Genomic DNA, 19,100 nt, shown 5'->3' on the forward strand with positions numbered 1-19,100 from the left:
GAAGATTAAAGAGAAGGAGTTAAAAAGCTTAGCTAAATTGCCTTAACCCTTCTTGGAACTCTTGGCCTAGGTTTATAGAGAATCTTGCTTCCGCAGTAAGGGCAACGGAGATCCCTTGTGGTGGAAAGATCTAACCTTACCTCCCTTCCACACTTAGCACATCTATATATGGCTTCAACCATGACCCATCACTCTACAACTCTCTTGGCAACCTTACCAGCAGGGGTAACTGGAAGGTATGCTCCACCTGCAAATACAGCACCGCACTTCTGGCACTGCCATATTCCTGTACTTATCCTCTTAACTGCCCTCCTTCCACACACTGGACAAACGTGCTTCTGTCTCATCTTAGCCTCTACTGCTGCAACCCTTCTCCTAATCTTGAGACCATACCTAGGGCCAAATCTTCCAGCTGATCCTACCTTTTTAGTGCCGCTCATGAGCATCACCCCAATTATCGTGAGCTGAAGGGTTTAGGGGGGATATGCTTTATAAAGTTTAAGCTTCTCTTGTGGCTATTATCTTCACACCCTCGAACTCTGCAATTACATCTCCAATTTTTACCGGCGCCTTCACTTTTATTTTTGCCAACATACTCATGAGTTCTGGAATCTTATCCTTTGGTATTGGACGTTCGGTTTTTACGCTAACGGTTGGAAGCTTTCCTCCTTCCACCGGAACAACGCTCATAACAACCCTCTTTGGATTAATAACCTCTTCAATTGCCCATTCCTTGCCCCTGGGGCACGTATAGCCTTTAATGTCTTTAATCTTTCCTCCTTCCATTTCCACCTCAATTGTACAGCTAAGAGGACAGACTATACACGTAAAACGATAAACCTTAGTCATTTTCTATCACCCGTATCGTTATCTTATTTTCTGCTTCTCTGATTTCTTTGGCACGCAGTTTTATTCTCAACATTTCCGCTGGCTTGACAACCGGAAGTCTAATCCTCTTTCCTATTTCAGGGAACTCTAAGACTACATTTTCCATTGGCCTTCTAACTCTAGCGTACAGCCAGACATCTCTCTCACCACTTACATAATGAGGAGCCACCAATCTAATGTTCTCTCCTTTCTCAATCTTTATCCAATGCTTGCTCAATATACCCCCATTGTCTATGAACTCTTTAGCTCCCTCAGCAGCCAACTCTCCCTGTTCAGCAACGTAGTCAACGAGATCATTTATCAATAGAGCATTCCCCGCAACAAAGATCCCCGGAATAGACGTCTCAAGCCTATCATTAACTACAGGTCCTCCAGTTGAAGGATCAATGACGACACCTATGTCAGAAAGAAGTCTCACATTAGGGATTAAGCCGGCAGAAATTACTAAGGTATCTGCCTTTATCCAGAACTCACTCCCGGGGATTTCTCTTAGATTTTCATCAACCTTCACAACCTTAACCCTTTCAACTCTTCCCCTTCCTCTTACCTCCACGACCTTGTGACTGAGGTAAAGTGGTATATTGAAATCTCTTAGTATCATTATGTTCCTAGCCAGACCACCAGGGTATGGCATCAGTTCAATTACAGCCTTAACCCTCGCCCCCTCTAACGAAAATCTTCTTGCCATAATTAGTCCAACGTCTCCAGATCCAACTATAACTATCTCCTTTCCGGGCATTATTCCATAGATGTCCATCAAAGTTTGTGCTTCTCCAGCGGTATATATCCCAGAAACCCTATCTCCAACTATTCCAATTTCGAAAGCATGCCTTTCTCTGGCCCCAGCTGCGTAGATTATGGTTCTTGTTGGTACTTTCTTAACTCCCTCCGGGGATGTGTAAACAACGAATTTTTCGATGTCAGAGTAGTTTATTATCTCAAGAACTCTCGCTGAAGTCTTGACTTCTACCCCCTCTAAATTACTCATTAATTTATAAGCAAATTCTGGACCAGTCAGCTCTTCTTTGAAATAGTGAATTCCAAAGCCAGGGTGGATACACTGAGGAAGTATCCCACCTAAGTAATCGTTATCATCAAGTAGGAGAACTCTAAGGCCCAAATCTCTTGCCCTTATCGCTGCTGCCATCCCTGCAGGGCCACCACCAATGACAACAACATCGTACATTATCACTCACCCCTTATTAGGGATTTAACATCACCAACCCCAATCTCACTTCCTCTACCCTTCAATGTCACTTTCCATGGTGGAATTCCGTATTCTCTGGCAAGTATCTGGATTATTCTAGGCCTACAGAACGATCCCTGACATGTTCCTGTAGTAGCTTTTGTTCTGAACTTTACAGAATCAACACTGGGAGTTTTTACACCTATGAACTTCATCCGTTCGATTGCCTCAAGAATGTCCCCTTCGCTAACTCTGTTACATCTACAGATAATTTTTCCATAGGCGGGATTCTTCCTCACTAGCTTATTTATCTCATCGTATGTTAAGGCGAAGAAGTGTGTTATCTCCTTCCTATATGGATTCCACTTACTTTTTTCAACAAGCTTTATTCCAAGATCATTTTTTATAATCTCCACAACCTCATAGGCAATAGCCGGAGCACTTGTAAGGCCAGGGGATCTTATTCCTGCTACATTAATAAAGCCCCACACCTCTTTTTCTGCCCTTATTATGAAATCTCCACCAGTTGGTTCAGGTCTGAGTCCGGCAAACGTTCTTATGACCTTATTTCTCGGTGGCAAGTTTGGCCAAAGCCTCTTAGCCCCTTCCCAAACCTCTTCTAGGCCTTCTCTTGTAGTGGCAAGATTCTCCTTTTCTTCAGGGGGCAAATCCTGCGCATTTGGGCCTATCATAAGATGGCCGGAAATTTCCGTTGTAACAACGATTCCCTTACTGATTGGGGTAGGGGTTGGAAAGAGAACTCTCCGAGGTCCAGGAACCCCTTCATCAAATATCCAGTACTCTCCCTTTCTTGGGTGTATTTGGAAGTAATCTATACCAACCATCCGAGATATGTCATCTGCATATAGGCCGGCTGCATTTATCACAACATCCGCCTCTATGAACCCAGAATTTGTCTCGAGACCAACGATCTCTCCATTTCTAACTTTTATTCCCCTAACTTCAGTCTCTAGGTGAGTTTTGACCCCATTCGCAACTGCATTTTCAGTTATTGCAATTACAGCTGGGATTGGGGCTATCTGCCCAACTATTGGAACCCAAAGAGCCCCTAATGCGTCTTTCGTAAGACCAGGCTCAAGCTTAAAGAGCTCCTCCCTATCAACAATTCTCATTTCCGGGACTCCATTTTCAATCCCTCGTTTAAGGAGAGCCTCAAGTTCATCAAAGTCTTCTTCCTTTAATGCCACTATGAGCGCCCCATTCCAAATATGAGGAATTTCTAACTCCTTAACCCACTCATGCCACAGCCTATTCCCCTTTATACATAATTTTGCCCTCATTGGATACTTCTTGGGATCATCGTCATAGCCACCATGAATTATAGCGGTATTCGCTTTACTAACTCCCCAACCTACGTCGGGATTCTTATCTATCAGGTGAACCTCTAGGTTCTCATATCTGCTCAAAACCCTAGCTATACTTGCTCCAGTTATCCCAGCTCCAACGATAGCGACCTTAACTTTCTCCATCTATAATCACCACTCATTCCACAACTTTAGCCCAACCTAAAGCCCTCTTAACTGCCTCTTTCCATCCCCTATAGAGCTTATTCCGCATGGCTTCATCCATTCTAGGCTCAAATATTCTCTCAGACTTCCAGAGTGCCGTTATTTCTTCAAGATCTTTCCAAAAGTCAACCGCTAGACCAGCAAGGTATGCAGCACCTAAAGCCGTAGTCTCTCTAACCGCTGGCCTAATTACTCGCTTTCCAAGAATATCAGCTTGGAACTGCATGAGAAAGTTGTTTGCAGTTGCCCCTCCGTCAACTCTAAGCTCTTTTATTTCAATGAGCTTCTCCATCTCCTCAACAACATCCCTTGTTAGATATGCTATCGCCTCAAGTGTTGCCCTAGCAAGATGTTCTCTTCCGGTTCCCCTCGTGATCCCAATTATTAGCCCTCTTGCAAATTGATCCCAGTAAGGTGCTCCAAGACCAACAAAAGCTGGAACAAAGTAAACTCCTTCATTACTCTCAAGCTTCTGGGCTAGTTCTTCTGTTTCTGAAGCTGAAGATATTATCTTTATTCCATCCCTAAGCCATTGAACCGCGGCACCAGTTATGAATACGCTCCCTTCTAAAGCATAGGTTACCTTTCCATTTAACCCCCAAGCAATCGTTGTGAGCAGATTGTCAGAATACAATATCTTCTTTCCAGTATTGACAAGAATAAAATTACCAGTCCCATATGTTGCTTTCACCATGCCTTCTTCAAAGGCAGCTTGTCCGAATAGGGCAGCCTGCTGGTCACCGGCATCACCACTTACCGGAACCTCCTTTCCAAGGATCTTGGTATAACCGTAAATTTCACTTGAATTCTTGACCTCAGGAAGTATGCTCTCAGGGATCTTAAATATTTCAAGAAGCTCCTCATCCCATTCGAGCCTTTTTATGTTGAAGAGCATTGTCCTTGATGCATTTGAATAATCGGTAACATGTTCACCTGTAAGCCTGTAGATTAAGAACGTATCAACTGTTCCAAAATAAACCTCTCCCTTATTAGCCTTCTCTCTAAGTCCAGGAACATTGTCAAGCAACCATTTTATTTTGCTAGCAGAGAAATATGCATCTGGAACTAGACCAGTTTTCTCTTTTATTAATTCGCCATACTCCCTCTTTATTTCCTCAATCATCTCTGCAGTTCTTCTGCACTGCCAGACTATAGCATTGTACAGTGGCCTCCCATTTTTGTCCCAAATTATAGTAGTTTCTCTTTGGTTCGTTATTCCAATTGCCACAACTTCCTCTGGAGAAACTTTGGCGTTCTCCACTGCAACCTTTATCGCCTTGATCTGAGCCTCCCATATTTCTTCTGGATTATGTTCAACCCATCCCGGCCTTGGATAGTACTGGGGGAATTCAAATTGGCCAATTCCTCGAACATTTCCTTCCCTATCAAATACTATAGCCCTTGCAGATGTCGTCCCCTCGTCAAGTGCCAAAACAACCCCCATAAAACCACCTCAAGGCTATTGCCTCAGTCCTAACTCCTTGAGGTATCCTATCATTTTCTCAACGTCATTCGCTATGACAACCTCAAAAAGCCCACTCATCTTAGCTAGGTTATCGTTTTGATAGAAAAGATTATCGTCTTCGGTCCATAAAACAACTTTTAGGCCAAGTGAACGAGCCCATTTAATTGCACTAACAGTTTTTTCAAACCCTATTATTGGAATTGCCTCCATTGGAACATTTACAGACCATAAGTTTAACTCTTCTTTTAGTTGAGGAATTTTAGGAACTATCTCTTCATTATCGATCAAAAGACCAACTATAGTCTTGTCATCGAGCTCTCTAAACCTTCTGAGTGCCTCAACTTCAAATGAAGACACCATAAACCTCCTGTAGTTATCGCTTGCTATAACCTCCGCAACTCTCTCAGTTGCATCCACATCTTTTATCTCTATATTTATCAGGGCATCCTTAGGTAAAACCTCTAGAGCCTCTTCAAGAGTTGGTATTTTTTGTCCCATTCCAAGACTAGCCCTCTTAAGTTCTTCAAGACTCATTTCCTTTTGTCTGCCTTTAAGATTAGTCGTTCTGTCTATTGTCTCATCGTGCATTATTATTACGTTTCCGTCCTTTGTCAGCCAAACATCAAACTCAACGCCATCTGCCCCACTTTCTATTGCTTTTTTAAAGGCTAAAAGCGTGTTTTCTGGGTACTTCCCCACCCACCCTCTATGACCTAGGACTATAACACCTTCCCTTTCCCACATTCTTGCCTCCTCCAATATAACCACTTAATATCAAAGTTAAACACTTTGTCCTTGTTGCATACTCCTGGTTGTCGATGTTTCAAGTATTTTTCAGATAATTTTTATAAGCATGGGTGAACATATTTAGTCACCCTGACAAATAATAGGAGGTGCAATAATGGACAGATTTAGGTACTCAATGATATTTCTCCTAGGGTTTGGATTCTTTGGAATAAGCATAATCTGGGCACTATACAATGCATATGTGCCAATATTCCTCCAAGATACATTCAAGCTCAGTAAGACAGTGACAGGCTTTATCATGACTATAGACAATCTGTTCGCCGTTCTACTGCTGCCATTTCTTGGAGCACTAAGTGATATGACAAGAACTAGGTTAGGGAGAAGAAAACCATACATAATACTGGGAGCTCCATCAGCAGCACTCATGTTCGCTCTAATCCCCGTGGCAAGAAGATATGAAAATCTCGCCCTCTTCATGGGTACGATAATTTTCATGAACTTCTTCATGGCACTATTCAGGTCGCCAGTAATTGCATTTATGCCCGATATCACTCCAAGCGAAAAGAGAAGCCAAGCAAACGGTATAATAAACTTTATGGGCGGGCTCGGAGCATTACTAGCGTATTTTGGGGGTAAAGTCCTGTATGATATGAATTACGCATATCCCTTCTATTTCGGTGCACTGATAATGCTTATTGCAAATATGTTAGTTGTCCTCTTTGTCCCCGAGCCCGAACAGTATAGGGTACCAGGGGCTAAGCTTGAGATAAAGAAGGTCTTAAAAGAAACTACCAAAAAAAGCTTTGGAGAGTTGAAAGAAAACCTAAAGGACGTCTTCGCCAGTAGAGAAAAAAGCTTGTTGGCAATATTAACAGCAATATTCTTCTGGTTTATAGCCTTTAACTCCCTAGAAACGTTCTTCACAAGCTATGCAAAGTACCATCTTGGGATAGAAGAGAGCACAGGAGCATTCATGCTTGGAGTGTTCAGCCTAAGCTTCATGATATTCGCAATTCCTGCAGGCTTCATTGGAGCAAGACTAGGAAGGAGAAAAACCATAAGCCTAGGATTGATAATAACGACGCTAATAGTGGTATTGGCCTTCTACATAGGAGAAACATCAAAACCCCAGAGTAGTTCCCTAACCGATCCCGTTGTTATGAGCTTCATGGGGCTCTTCTTCATAGGAGGAATTGGATGGGCCATGATAAATGTAAACTCCCTGCCAATGGTAGTTGATATGACAACGGAAGAAAAGCTTGGGGGATACACAGGATTATACTATTTCTTTAGCCAGGCTGCAAACCTAGTGGCACCTCCTCTAGCCGGTGCATTTATAGATGTTGCAGGATACTCAACCCTACTCCCCTTTGCGGCAGTCTTCTTCGTGTTAGCGTTACTCGCGATGAAGTTCGTTAAGAGGGGAGATATCGTTAGAACAAAGCTTGAAGCCCACGAATATATTCCAGACATCGACTGAGGTGATAGTATGGTGAGAAAATTTGATTGGAAAGTAGTTATAGGACTCGCCTTCCTAGGATTTAGTAGGAGCGTCGGATGGGCACTAAACAAGGGACTTTCATTTCCCCTTTTAAGTAGCTACTCCAGATCAGCCTTCATAAAAGGAAGTATACTTGCTACTGAAGGGATAATAGGACTGATAATACCTCCCCTACTGGGATATTACAGTGACACTCTCAAGTCAAAGTATGGGAGAAGGAGACCCTTCATAATGGCAGGAGGAATGCTCGCCGGGATTGCAGTTTTGATAATTTATACAGCTTATTCATTTGGAGTTCCCCTTGCAGGGTTTGCCTTAGCATTGGCATTCTTCTACCTCTCTATGCATCTCTACACCGCACAGTTCAGAGCATTAATGCCCGACACAATAGAGAGTGGAGAAAGGGGAAAAGCTAGTGGAGTGATAACCCTATTTGAGTGGGCCGGAAATCTTTTCCTATTTGGACTATCTGGATACCTGATAGCTAAGGCAGTCGCAATGACAGGGGAGAAAGAAGGAATAAAGGCCCTCATCCAAACCCCCTATCTAAAAGTTCCCTTCATAATAACAGCTTTATTCCTGATAGGAGCTGCATTGTTTGTGTACTTAATTATCAAAGAACCAAAGGCCCCAGAAATAGAGGAGAACGAAAGTCTGATTGAGTACTTAAAGAGCATAGTTGATAATAGAGATTTCCTAAAGTTTTATGCTGCCCAAACCTTATGGTGGATGAGCTTCGAGTTCATAGCAATATTTCTGTATGGGATACTAGCCTACATCCTCTATGGTTCGGCCACAGAAGAGAACATTAAAGCGGTAACCTCCCTGGGTCTTCTTCTTATGGCCCTCTTCAACGTCACCGTGCTAATAGGAGCATTGCCAGGAGGAATAATATATGACAAACTTGGAAGAAGGCTAAGCATAATCCTTGGAGGAATAATCTTTGCACTTCCCCAGATCTGGGGCTGGTTTATATCATCCAGAATCGAGATAATCATGGCCTTGGCCATTGCAGGAATAGGATGGGGAATGTTAATGGCAGCTTCATACCCTGTTATAGGAGATCTGTTGACTAAATTCGAGAGAGAAGCATTCACTGGAAGGTACTATGGATTCTTTGAAGCAACGAGATCCCTCCCCGTCTTACTCGCAGGAATTATCGGAGGAGCAATCGTTGATTTAGCAGGAGAGAATTACAGAGTTTTATTCCCAATAGGAGCAATATTAGTTTTACTCGCAATGCCGATGATATGGATGATGAAAAACCTGGAGGTGGGAGAATGATAATAGGAATAATTCTCGGTATCGTATTAATCCTACTTATATTCTCGGCTATTGTAGGGTATAAGATGGTCACACCCCCAAGAAAGAAGGGAACTTGGACACCCAAAGACCTTGGCTTTGATTACGAGGACGTGGAAATAAAAACAAGAGACGGACTAAAGCTAAGAGGATGGTGGGTAAATAGAGGGAGTGACAAAACAATAGTTCTCCTCCATGGATACACTTCAAGCAGATGGGATGAAACATACATAAAGCCAGCCCTCAAGTTCCTAGCTGAAGCAGGCTACAATGTTCTCCTGTTTGATTTTAGAGCCCATGGAGAGAGCGAGGGAACAAAAACGACTGTTGGAGATAAGGAGTTAATCGACTTATTATCAGCAATTGATTGGCTTGAGAATAGAGGACTAAGGAGAATCGGAGTTGTAGGGTTCTCTATGGGAGCTATAGTAACAATAAGGGGTTTAGGAGAAGACGAGAGAATAGCATGTGGAGTCGCAGATAGCCCACCAATATACATGGAAAAAACTGCAGCTAGAGGCGTTAAATATTTCGCAAACCTTCCAGAATTCTTATACCCACTAATAAAACCGTTTACAATAATTTTTAGCGGAGGAAAAATAGTCAACGTTATCGAATATGCAGGGAAAATAAGAAAACCCCTTCTACTGATTGCAGGTAAAAAAGATCCACTAGTTAAGCCGGAGGAAGTTGAAGAATTCTACAGAAAGAACAGGGAGATAAACGAAAAGGTTCAAATCTGGATAACAGACTCTCCTCACGTTAGAACAATAGTCGACACACCTGAGGAATGGAAAAAGATGGTGATAGAATTCTTAGAATCTTCACTCTAGCCTTTTTATTCTCCATTTATATGACAACACGGCAATTATCAAGGCAATTATAGAGCCTATCCCCAATATTAACAAACTCCCACCAATATCCTCTATACTTCTATGATAAAGTTCCAGAGATCTCAAGGCTTTTAATCCAGCCCCAAGCGGAAAGTACTCACTAATGGGTCTAGCCCAGGAAGGTAAGAGAGACTCTGGAATTACGACCGCCGCAAAGAACATTAGAAACATAGAAACTATGTTAACGACAGCCGTAGTTGTTCTAATGCTCCCTGTGAGCATTGCTATGGTCAAACCGAGAGACATTGAAAATATCGAGCCAAGGATTATTATAAGCCACCCAATAGGGGAAGGGAAAAACCTGACCTTAAATACAATAAATGCAAAAGAAAGACCCACCACTATACTTGCAAGTATAACCAAAAAAGTTGCAAGCATTTTTCCAGTAAGAAAGTCCCAAGGACTCGTCGGAGATGACGCTATTCTCCTTAGAGTTCCCTTATCTATTTCCTCAAGAACGGAAGATGAGATAGTTAACATCGTTGCGAAAAGGAATTGGATCCCTATAAAGCTCGTTACGTAAAACTCCATCGGCGTGACCTTCTCTCCCTTCACCTCCTTCTCAACAACCACAATCGGCTCAACTAGACCAAGAAGATAAGGCTTCCATTTATCTTCAACGTACTTAAATGCAAACTTCAATCTTTCCTTACCTAACCTTTTCTCAAACTCCATAAAGAAACCCTGAAGAGTACCCCTCACAATCTGATAATTCTGAGGATCTACCTTGTTAAAATAAACGTACACATGCGCCGGAAATCCATGAGTTAAGTTGAAAGTAAATCCCTCTGGAAGGATTACTAAGGCATCAACCTTTCCCTCTTTCAAGAACTTTAGTCCCTCACTCTCGTTGAGCCTGACTATATCGAACACGTTCACACCATCAACTTTCACTTCCCTCATGGCCTCTAACAATATGGAGGAATTCTCATAACTGACAACCCCAACCTTAATTTTCACAGGACCTCCTTCCCCTCCCCAAATTCCACCAAGGATTACAAGCCATATTATAGGGAATATGAATATCCAGAACACGGCCATCTTTTCTCTAGACAGCTCCTTGATCTCCTTTACCAGTATGCCCTTTATAGCCCTCGCTCTCATTCAAGCCCCCTCCCCGTCAGCTTAAGAAATACATCCTCTAGTGTTGGCTCCTCAATTTTAACCATCCTAATCTCACTTCCAGCACTAAGAAGGACTTCAACTATTCTCGCAAGTACTTCCTTGGGATTGCTCGTAATTATTCTTACAGAATCTTCCTTTAGGACAATCTTCCCGAATTCACTTAGCCTTTCAAGACCCTTAAGGACACCAGAAACCTTAATTACACTACTCTCTCCCGCAAGCCTCTTAAGTTCCTCCACAGTCCCAACTGCTATTACTTTTCCCTCATTAATAATACCCACCCTATCCGCTAGGATCTCCGCCTCCTCCATATAGTGAGTCGCTATGAGAATTGTTTTACCCTCTTCCTTCAGATTCTCAATTAGGCTCCAAAGCTCTCTCCTTGTTGGGACGTCCAAACCTACGGATGGCTCATCAAGGATTAGGATTTTTGGATCATGCAACAACATCACGCCTATGCTCAATCTTTTCCTAAATCCCCCGCTCAGCTCCTTAACTTTCTTTTTCCTGGGAAGATCCAAGAGTTCTATTATCTCGTCGATTCTTTCGATAGGTGCATCAAATATGTCTGCATAGAACCTCAGGTTCTCCTCAACTGTTAAGAGGTTGTAAAGTATATCCTCTTGAGGAACATAACCTATCATCCTCAAACTTTCCCTGGAAATGGGCTTTCCGAATATCCTAACCTCTCCAGAATCGTAAGATAAGCCCTCAGCTATTATCCTCAGAAGAGTAGTTTTACCAGCCCCATTCGGCCCCAAAAGGGCAAATATCTCTCCTTCTTTAATCCTGAGGGTAATCCCATTGAGTACCCTATTCCCTCCATACCTCTTTATGAGGTTGATGATTTCTATAGCATACATAGTTGATAGTTAACTTCAAACATTAAAAAGTTACTAGAGAATCTATAACCCTAGGGGGAGAATAATGAAAAAGCGCAACCTCACCGTGTTATCCCTACTTCTGATTACAATTATATTTGCGGGACTTAGTTTTCAAACAACATCCCAGTGTAAAAAGGGAAAAGTTGGATTCATTATTCTTGTTCATGATGTAAGTCCGGTATATATAAGCTATCTCCAAAACATAACCAAGATTATACAAGAGTACGGTCTTCAGAGTGATACATACTTGCTGATAATCCCTAATCATGCTGGAAATAATGAGATAAGCAAGTACCCGATGTTTGTGGCGATGATAAAGAGGCTTGAGAGGGAGGGGTTTAAAGTTGGAATCCATGGATATACGCATATTGGAGACGAATTCAACTGTAATTCCTCAGTTGCAGAGGAAAAGATAAAACTTGCCACCATTGCACTTAAAAAGGCTAACATAAGCTTTGAAAGGATATTTGTGCCTCCAAGGTATTCAATTTCAAAAGAGGCGTTGAATGTTCTCTTAAAAGACAACTTTACGGTCATCTTGAGGGACAGGATTTACTATCCAAACGGAACATGTATCAAAGTTAAGAACAGAGAGTACACGTGGTATGCAAGTAACTTCACGCTTGGGATTAGACTTATAATAGCTAAATTTGAATTCAGAAAGAATAAAGAAAACTTTATCCTCTCCCTTCATCCAAAAGCAGCAAACTACGGTTGTGGATTGGAATTTCTAAGGAGATTTTTGGAGTTCGTTAAGAGCCTCGGCTAACCCTCTTTTCCTCACCGTTCAGCGTGGCTAACGGTCGTCATCGGCCATAGCTTTTAAAAAGAAAAGAGGTTAAAAGTTTTGAGGATGATGAGCGTTTACCGGTCTGAGCCGTGATGAAATCGGCACTGTCTGACATTTTCCTTTTGTAAGCCTCGTCCTTTAGGGGATGTCAGTTTAATAGTCCACTTCACCCTTTTCCTTTAGCTCCTTGTACATCTTCCAAGTTATTATCGGCTTCTTCGCCGCGAGAACGTCATCCACTCTTCTGACGGCCGTGTTATGAGGTGCCGACTTAACGACTTCGGGGTTAGTATAGGCCTCCTCGCTTATCTTCTTGAGGGCTTCAACATATGCATCAAGCTCTTCCTTAGTTGCAGTTTCTGTAGGCTCTATCATTAATGCCTCGTGGACTATCAATGGGAAGTATATTGTTGGAGCGTGCATTCCAAAATCTAAGAGTCTCTTTGCAACGTCAAGAGCTTTAACTCCCGTATCCCTTCTCATGGGCTCTGCAGAGAACACAACTTCGTGCTTTCTAAGTTCTTTATGAGGTAACTCGTAGCCTCTTGTTCCCTTCAGCTTCTGTGTGAGGTAGTTAGCGTTCAAAACGGCAACCTCGCTCACTTCCTTAAGACCATCCCTACCCATTATCTTAAGGTAAGTTAGAGCCCTTACCAATACTGAAAAGTTGCCAAAGAGTTCCTTAACTTTCCCTATGCTCTTAGGAACATTGTAGTCTAAATAATACCTGTCGTTCTCTTCATCATAGCTGACAAGAGGAACTGGTAGGTAATCTTTAAGAAAGTCTTTGACTCCAACGGGACCTGCACCTGGCCCTCCTCCTCCGTGAGGTGTTGAGAAAGTCTTGTGAAGGTTCAGGTGGACGATGTCAAATCCCATATCTCCGGGCCTTATCTTTCCAAGTACAGCATTTAGATTGGCCCCATCGTAGTAAAGAAGTCCCCCAGCTTTGTGAACTATCTTTGCTATTTCCAGAATTTCATCCTCAAAAATTCCCAGGGTGTTCGGATTCGTAAGCATTAGTCCTGCAGTTCTCTCACTTACCGCATTCTCAAGTGCCTCTAGATCTACTGTTCCATTTTCATTTGATGGAATTTCAATAACCTTAAATCCAGCCATTGCTGCAGAGGCAGGATTTGTTCCGTGTGCTGAATCTGGAACGAGCATTTCTGTTCTCTGGGTTTCTCCCTTATCAAGGTGGTAAGCCTTTATTATCATAACACCAGTAAACTCCCCATTAGCTCCAGCGGCCGGTTGCAATGTGAAGCGATCCATTCCTGTAATCTCCTTAAGCCACTGTTCAAGTTCCCACATTATCTTTAGAGCTCCCTGAACAGTTCTTTCATCTTGATATGGGTGGAGGAAAGCTACCTTCGGATGAGTTGCAAGTTCCTCGTTTATCTTAGGATTATATTTCATTGTACATGATCCTAGGGGATATATTCCCGAGTCAACACCATAGTTCATCTCACTGAGCCTTGTATAGTGCTTAACAACCTCCGGCTCGCTAACTTCAGGTAAGTTGAGAGGGCTCTTTCTCCTGAGCTTTTCAGGTATTTTAACATCCACATCCTCTATTGGCTTTGGTAATGTGTAGCCAACCCTTCCGGGATGTGAAAGTTCAAAAATTAGGGGCTCATCCCACTTTGCCTGCCTGAACATTTACAACACCTCCCTAAGAGCATCCATAAGGGCATCTACCCATTCCTTCCTAGTGGTTTCAGTTGCAGCAAAGAGGGCACTCTCTCCAAGCTCTGGGAAGTGGGGCTTGACATAGTAACCTCCGTGGATGTTTCTCTTCAGCAGTTCATTGTGTATCTCTGGGTAGGGCTTCTCAAACCGAACTAGAACATCTTTAAAGTTAACTCCATCAAATGGAAGTTCTGCTACCTCACTAAGTCTCTTCTTTAGATATGCAGTGTTCTTCAGAATAACCTCTCCGAGCTCTTTAATTCCCCTTGGCCCTAGGGTGGCTATGTGAATAGCCGCAGCTACGGCAACGAGGGCCTCATTTGAGCATATATTGGATGTTGCCTTGGCCCTCCTTATATGTTGCTCTCTAGTCTGCAAGGTCATTACGAATGCTCTTTTGCCTTCTGCATCCTTGGTCATTCCTATAAGTCTTCCAGGCATCTGTCTTATTAACTTAGGATCATTTCTCACCGCAAATATTCCAGCTCTCGGACCACCAAAGTTCATTGGGTTTCCAAAGTAAGACGCTTCACCCACAACTATATCTGCCCCAAGCTCTCCAGGAGCCTCGACTATTCCCAGTATCGTTGGATCCACACCGACAACAAAGTAAGCCCCTGCCTCATGAGCTATCTTTCCTATCTCCTCTATTTCTTCCTCCAAAAGCCCGAAGAAGTTGGGGATTTCGACATAAACTCCCGCAGCATCTTTAACCTTCTCTTTCAGATCCTCTATGTCAACCTGGCCTTTCTCATTCCATTTAACTGTAATCACTTCAACTCCTGGCCCCTTTGCATAGGTTTTAAGGACCTGCATTCTCTCTGGATGTGTATGCTTAGGAACGACGAATTTCTTCCTCTTTCCTCTATGGAGCCTGACGGTCATGAGGGCAGCTTCAGCCATTGCACTACCCCAGTCGTACATCGAAGCGTTAACAACTGGTAGTCCAACTAACTCTGCAATGAGGCTTTGGTATTCAAAGAGAGCCTGCAACATGCCCTGGCTGATTTCTGCCTGATAGGGGGTGTACGATGTTAAGAATTCACTCCTTTCTATTAGGTATTTTACATGGGCGGGTATATAGTGGAAGTATGTACCAGCTCCAAGGAATGATGGCATCTCAAGGACAGTTTTATTCTTACTGAGTATTTCATTCATCTCAAGGAAAACCTCATATTCACTCTTGCCCTCGGGTAGGTTGAATTCCTTGATGAAACCTTTTGGCACGTCGGCGAAGAGATCTTCGATTGACGAGAATCCTATCTCCTTTAACATTTCTTCTTTATGGGCAGAATTAGGTATGTAGTGCTTGGCCATTGTAAGTCCCCTTTAAGAGTTTCACATAGATTAAATATATACCTTTCTCAAAATTAGTTAACGGGATAACAAACTTTTTCTTTCGGCCTCTATCCTCTTAATAACGTCAAAAAGGCTCCAAAGATCCCTTATCACATGGAGGTGCTGAACCATTGCCAATATTTCATCACTAACGAACCTTGCAGTGTAAGGGAAGTACATCCACACATACTCCGTATTCTCATCTCCCCTACCAATGAACCTCCAGGGCTTATCATCGACCCATACAAATACATCATCTCCATACTTCTCTCTAACCATGAAGAATGCCTCACAAAGGCTGTATTTATGACCGAATATTATTACATCATCAAACAAATCATACAAACCACTCTCCCTTAGCCGAAACTCCTTAATTCCAGGAATGAAGTCCTCTGCCGAAAACGAAATGACTACATGACCTTCCTCCTTTAACCTCTCAAGAACTTCCCTAGCACCTTCTAAGGGCTTTGTAAGCTTAGCTCTCTCCTCGAACCATGCCCTTGCGAATTTTCCCTTGAAAATGTTTGGAGCCCTAATCTTCCGCCCTCGCTTTCCAAACTTTGGCCTCTCAAATTGCTCTTCAATTTTTGTGAGAAACTTAGCTATCCACCTCTTTCCTGGAAGCCAAGGGTAAGTCCGCTTTAGTGCCCTATAAAATGCCTCCTCAATACATGAATAGCTATCCACAAGTGTTCCGTCGAAATCAAAGGCTATTATCATTGAACTTCCCGCCGATTATGAGAGGGCTCTGTTTATAAGGATTAAGTAGGCATGATGATATTCAGTCAGTATTCGAACTCAAAACCTCCTACAACCTTTGTCTTTTTATAACGTTAGAGGAATTGAGTCTCCAAATGATGTAATTACTTTTTCTTTTGAAGGCCTCGTCCCTTGGGGCGGGGACGAATGAATGTTCGATGTGTCTCGGAAAACCGGAACCTTTTTAGACACTTGTATAGTGCCCGACTTTCTCGGGGGAATATACGTATTTCTCGCAATAATACTCACCAGTTTCGTATTATCTCGACATTATAAAAGAGTCGTGGGAGAAAGTTTTGCTTTTCATATGGCGGGCCCGCCGGGATTTGAACCCGGGACTACCGGCTCCGAAGGCCGGCGCCCTCTCCAGGCTAGGCCACGGGCCCCCGGAAGGCTTTAAAAATGATGAGGTAATAAAGCTTGCGGTGATAAAATGCTGTTGCCAGACTGGAAAATTAAAAAAGAAATTCTCATAGATCCCTTTTCCGAAGAATCCCTTCAACCAGCTGGTTATGACTTGAGGGTGGGAAAGGAAGCTTATGTTCAGGGAAAGTTAGTTGACGTAGAAAAGGAGGGCAGAGTAGTAATTCCCCCAAAGGAATACGCCCTAATTCTAACGCTCGAAAGAGTCAAGCTCCCAGATGATGTTATGGGAGATATGAGGATAAGGAGTAGCTTAGCTAGGGAAGGCGTTCTTGGGTCATTCGCATGGGTTGATCCAGGATGGGATGGGAACTTGACCTTAATGCTTTACAATTCCTCAAATGAGCCAGTAGAGCTTATGTATGGAGAAAGGTTTGTGCAGATAGCATTCATCAGGTTAGAAGGACCGGCTAAAAGCCCTTATAGGGGAAACTATCAGGGGAGCAGAAGGATAGTGTTTTCAAAGAGGAGACGTAAAAATTAATCTTCTTTTTTCCCAAAAAATTCCAAAACTTTGTTTATTGCATCATTGATGTTATCAGTGAAATAGTCTATGTAAATTGATGATGGGTGCCTTCTAAGTTCTTCATACTCATAGGGAGGCCCAGTAAAACAATACACTATTTTTACATCTTCCCCTATCAGCTTCCTATGAGTAAAGAATCCAACGTCGACTGATGTTCCAAACGATACCGTATGAGTTATCACGAGGAGAACCTTTGCTTTTTTCTCAATCTCAAACTCAAAGACACCTTTTTCTTTTGGTGGTAAAACTACCATCGCTGGATGATACACGGACAAACCTTTTGATTCAAGTTCCTTGGTTATTTGATAGAACATTCCAACGGTTTCAAAGTCTATATGACCAGTTAAATATATATCAAAGTTGTCAGCACTTCGAAGCTCTTCCACTATTTTTGAATTCTTTTCCTTAGCCCTTGGGAGAATTGTCTTCTCATATTCAGAAAGATACATACCCAGACTATCCTTCAGTAACGCAAGGAACTCTCCTATGTCTAGTCTCACCAATTTAATCCCACCTATATTAGGATGCTCTTAGAATACTTAAGAATTATGCCATTAAGGTTTCAAGCCATATTTTATGGGCAAAAAAGATTTTGCTTACTTTCATTCCCTAAAGTAAAAAATGTATAAGTGAAAAATATTGGGAAAAGAATTCATCCGAAGAGAGCGCTGAGACCTGCAAGGGCTTCTTCTTCGGAGACTTCTTCCTCTTTCTCTTCCTCTTCCTTCTTCTCTTCTTCCTTCTTCTCCTCAGCTGCCTCAGCTGGAGCTGCTGCTGGAGCTGCAGCAACTGCAACTGGCATTGCAGCCTTCTCAATAACTTCGTCTATGTTGACACCCTCAAGGGCAGCAACTAGGGCCTTTATCCTTGCCTCATCTGGCTCAACTCCGGCAGCCTGAAGGACAGCCTTAAGGTTCTCCTCATTTATCTCCTTTCCAACACTGTGGAGGAGCAGAGCAGCATACACATACTCCATTTCTTCACACCTCCGATTAGCTTTATATTTGAATCAAATCCGCGTAATCAACCAAACAGAGCGCTCAATCCAGCAAGAGCCTCCTCCTCAGAGGGCTCTTCTTCCTCCTCTTCCTTTTCCTCAACTTTCTCCTCTTCTTTCTTCTCCTCAACCTGGGTTGCAGCTGCAACTTGGGCCTGTGCACTTAAAAGCTCTTTGGTCTTCTCATCAAGCAAGTCCTCGGGCAACTGCTGTGCTATGAGTAGCATAGCCCTGAAAGCCCTGCCAAGTATCTCGTCGATTGTCTCCTTTGTAATATAGCCAGCCTCGACTGCAACTGCTTTTGCATTGAGGAATGCCTTTTGGAGTATTGCTTCGATTGTTTCTGGAGTTGGATATGCTATGTTAACTGCAAGGTTGAAGGCATGCATGTAGGCTTTCTGTATCATGTTTATGTATTCCTCTTCATCAATCGCCAGCACGTCTGGAGTGTAGACTATACCATCCTCATAAGCCGCTAGTAAGTCGAGTCCAACTTCTAAGGGCTGAATTCCAAGGGCATTTAAAATTGTTGCGAGCTCAGGAGTTATCTCCTCACCAGCCTTCAAAACGACGGTGTCTTTCTGGATAGTTACCTTACCCCTTTCAATTCTCGCGGGAATTCCCATTGCCTGCATTTGACCGACTAGTGGACCAGGGGTGAGTGGTGTTGGACCCGCGGGTATTACAACGTCTTTAGGAACCTTTGCTCCAGCCTTTGCTGGAGCAGGCTGTCTGTTTTGCTGAAGGAACTTGTAGAGCTTGAAGGGATTCATAGTTGTTACAAGAATTCCAGCTCCTCCCTGGATGTAGTCTATAAGCTTTTCAAGCTCGGGCTTTCCAAGTTCTTGGGCCGCTTTCTTTATTGCAAGTTCGATTAATGTGTTTCTTGAAACTCTAAGCAGGCCTCCATTTTCCTTTATTAGTCTTCTCATTTGTGAGAGTGGGTAAGCGGGCATGCTTGAGACGTCAACAAGTGCTATTACTGGATAGCTCTTGATTAGGTTAGCGAGCTCTTCAACTTCCTTCTTCTTCCACTCAGCTACGTGGGCCATTTA

General features: G+C 42.8%; 20 protein-coding genes, 1 tRNA gene and 1 other RNA gene. 6 read left to right on the plus strand and 16 right to left on the minus strand.

The window, feature by feature from the left end; translation table 11 throughout:
- Positions 1–32: 32 nt before the first annotated feature.
- The 7 genes from PY04_RS00205 to PY04_RS00235 are packed head-to-tail and all read right to left on the minus strand — an operon-like array spanning position 33 to position 5,812.
- Positions 33–182, minus strand: a complete 150-nt coding sequence (locus PY04_RS00205; protein WP_014733170.1) for a DNA-directed RNA polymerase subunit P — start codon at positions 180–182, stop codon at positions 33–35.
- Positions 183–188: 6 nt separating this feature from the next.
- Complete coding sequence (gene rpl37A, locus PY04_RS00210; RefSeq protein WP_014733171.1) at positions 189–440, minus strand: 50S ribosomal protein L37Ae; 252 nt, start codon at positions 438–440, stop codon at positions 189–191.
- Positions 441–498: 58 nt separating this feature from the next.
- Positions 499–849 (minus strand): DUF1667 domain-containing protein, encoded by a 351-nt coding sequence (locus PY04_RS00215; RefSeq protein ID WP_014733172.1) that lies wholly within the window; start codon positions 847–849, stop codon positions 499–501.
- Positions 842–2,074, minus strand: coding sequence for an NAD(P)/FAD-dependent oxidoreductase (locus PY04_RS00220; RefSeq protein ID WP_014733173.1), 1,233 nt, complete (start codon positions 2,072–2,074; stop codon positions 842–844). The genes PY04_RS00215 and PY04_RS00220 overlap by 8 nt, the downstream gene beginning before the upstream one ends.
- A 2-nt stretch (positions 2,075–2,076) precedes the next feature.
- The gene (locus PY04_RS00225; protein ID WP_014733174.1) at positions 2,077–3,564 is read right to left on the minus strand and encodes an NAD(P)/FAD-dependent oxidoreductase; all 1,488 of its coding nucleotides are present in this window, start codon (positions 3,562–3,564) and stop codon (positions 2,077–2,079) included.
- Between the two features lie 13 nt (positions 3,565–3,577).
- Complete coding sequence (glpK, locus tag PY04_RS00230; protein ID WP_014733175.1) at positions 3,578–5,047, minus strand: glycerol kinase GlpK; 1,470 nt, start codon at positions 5,045–5,047, stop codon at positions 3,578–3,580.
- Positions 5,048–5,062: 15 nt separating this feature from the next.
- Positions 5,063–5,812 carry a glycerophosphodiester phosphodiesterase family protein gene (locus tag PY04_RS00235; RefSeq protein ID WP_014733176.1) on the minus strand — a complete coding sequence of 250 codons (750 nt, stop codon included), beginning with the start codon at positions 5,810–5,812 and terminating at the stop codon, positions 5,063–5,065.
- A 157-nt stretch (positions 5,813–5,969) separates the two neighbouring features.
- Here PY04_RS00235 and PY04_RS00240 point away from each other — a divergent pair, with 157 nt between their 5' ends.
- The 3 genes from PY04_RS00240 to PY04_RS00250 are packed head-to-tail and all read left to right on the plus strand — an operon-like array spanning position 5,970 to position 9,451.
- Positions 5,970–7,295 carry an SLC45 family MFS transporter gene (locus PY04_RS00240; protein WP_014733177.1) on the plus strand — a complete coding sequence of 442 codons (1,326 nt, stop codon included), beginning with the start codon at positions 5,970–5,972 and terminating at the stop codon, positions 7,293–7,295.
- A gap of 9 nt (positions 7,296–7,304) precedes the next feature.
- Positions 7,305–8,600: an MFS transporter gene (locus PY04_RS00245; protein WP_048055838.1), complete on the plus strand. Its 1,296-nt coding sequence runs from the start codon at positions 7,305–7,307 to the stop codon at positions 8,598–8,600.
- Complete coding sequence (locus PY04_RS00250; RefSeq protein WP_014733179.1) at positions 8,597–9,451, plus strand: alpha/beta hydrolase; 855 nt, start codon at positions 8,597–8,599, stop codon at positions 9,449–9,451. Before PY04_RS00245 ends, PY04_RS00250 begins: the two co-directional genes overlap by 4 nt.
- On the opposite strand, the gene PY04_RS00255 is transcribed toward PY04_RS00250, so the two are convergent.
- Together PY04_RS00255 and PY04_RS00260 are read right to left on the minus strand one after the other, a co-directional pair.
- Positions 9,443–10,615 (minus strand): ABC transporter permease, encoded by a 1,173-nt coding sequence (locus PY04_RS00255; RefSeq protein ID WP_014733180.1) that lies wholly within the window; start codon positions 10,613–10,615, stop codon positions 9,443–9,445. The two genes, PY04_RS00250 and PY04_RS00255, sit on opposite strands and share 9 nt — an antisense overlap.
- A complete protein-coding gene (locus tag PY04_RS00260) occupies positions 10,612–11,499 on the minus strand; it encodes an ABC transporter ATP-binding protein (RefSeq protein WP_048055839.1) in 888 nt (295 codons plus the stop codon). Before PY04_RS00260 ends, PY04_RS00255 begins: the two co-directional genes overlap by 4 nt.
- A gap of 64 nt (positions 11,500–11,563) precedes the next feature.
- Between PY04_RS00260 and PY04_RS00265 the strand changes: the two genes are divergently transcribed.
- Entirely contained in the window at positions 11,564–12,289 is a 726-nt protein-coding gene (locus PY04_RS00265; RefSeq protein WP_014733182.1) for a DUF2334 domain-containing protein, read from the plus strand.
- Positions 12,290–12,369: 80 nt separating this feature from the next.
- Positions 12,370–12,425: C/D box small nucleolar RNA (locus PY04_RS09415), an RNA gene on the plus strand.
- Between the two features lie 38 nt (positions 12,426–12,463).
- On the opposite strand, the gene gcvPB is transcribed toward PY04_RS09415, so the two are convergent.
- The 4 genes from gcvPB to PY04_RS00285 all read right to left on the minus strand — a co-directional run bounded on the left by gcvPB (position 12,464) and on the right by PY04_RS00285 (position 16,485).
- On the minus strand, positions 12,464–13,972 hold the full coding sequence (gene gcvPB / locus PY04_RS00270; RefSeq protein WP_014733183.1) for an aminomethyl-transferring glycine dehydrogenase subunit GcvPB: 1,509 nt from the start codon (positions 13,970–13,972) through the stop codon (positions 12,464–12,466).
- Positions 13,973–15,319, minus strand: a complete 1,347-nt coding sequence (gcvPA, locus tag PY04_RS00275; RefSeq protein WP_014733184.1) for an aminomethyl-transferring glycine dehydrogenase subunit GcvPA — start codon at positions 15,317–15,319, stop codon at positions 13,973–13,975.
- A 57-nt stretch (positions 15,320–15,376) separates the two neighbouring features.
- Positions 15,377–16,060, minus strand: coding sequence for an HAD family hydrolase (locus PY04_RS00280; RefSeq protein ID WP_014733185.1), 684 nt, complete (start codon positions 16,058–16,060; stop codon positions 15,377–15,379).
- 347 nt (positions 16,061–16,407) lie between these two features.
- A tRNA-Arg gene (locus PY04_RS00285) sits at positions 16,408–16,485 on the minus strand.
- A gap of 47 nt (positions 16,486–16,532) precedes the next feature.
- On the opposite strand from PY04_RS00285, the gene dcd reads away from it, so the two are divergent.
- Positions 16,533–17,006, plus strand: a complete 474-nt coding sequence (gene dcd, locus PY04_RS00290) for a dCTP deaminase (protein ID WP_014733186.1) — start codon at positions 16,533–16,535, stop codon at positions 17,004–17,006.
- Here the strand turns inward: dcd and PY04_RS00295 are convergent.
- From PY04_RS00295 to PY04_RS00305, 3 genes are all read right to left on the minus strand, one after another.
- Positions 17,003–17,548: a hypothetical protein gene (locus PY04_RS00295; protein ID WP_237710125.1), complete on the minus strand. Its 546-nt coding sequence runs from the start codon at positions 17,546–17,548 to the stop codon at positions 17,003–17,005. The two genes, dcd and PY04_RS00295, sit on opposite strands and share 4 nt — an antisense overlap.
- Positions 17,549–17,700: 152 nt before the next feature.
- Entirely contained in the window at positions 17,701–18,024 is a 324-nt protein-coding gene (gene rpl12p, locus PY04_RS00300; RefSeq protein WP_014733188.1) for a 50S ribosomal protein P1, read from the minus strand.
- Between the two features lie 47 nt (positions 18,025–18,071).
- Positions 18,072–19,097, minus strand: coding sequence for a 50S ribosomal protein L10 (locus PY04_RS00305; RefSeq protein WP_014733189.1), 1,026 nt, complete (start codon positions 19,095–19,097; stop codon positions 18,072–18,074).
- Positions 19,098–19,100 lie beyond the last annotated feature (3 nt).

Origin of the sequence: Pyrococcus sp. ST04, from assembly GCF_000263735.1 — an archaeon.
Classification (GTDB): Archaea; Methanobacteriota_B; Thermococci; order Thermococcales; family Thermococcaceae; genus Pyrococcus.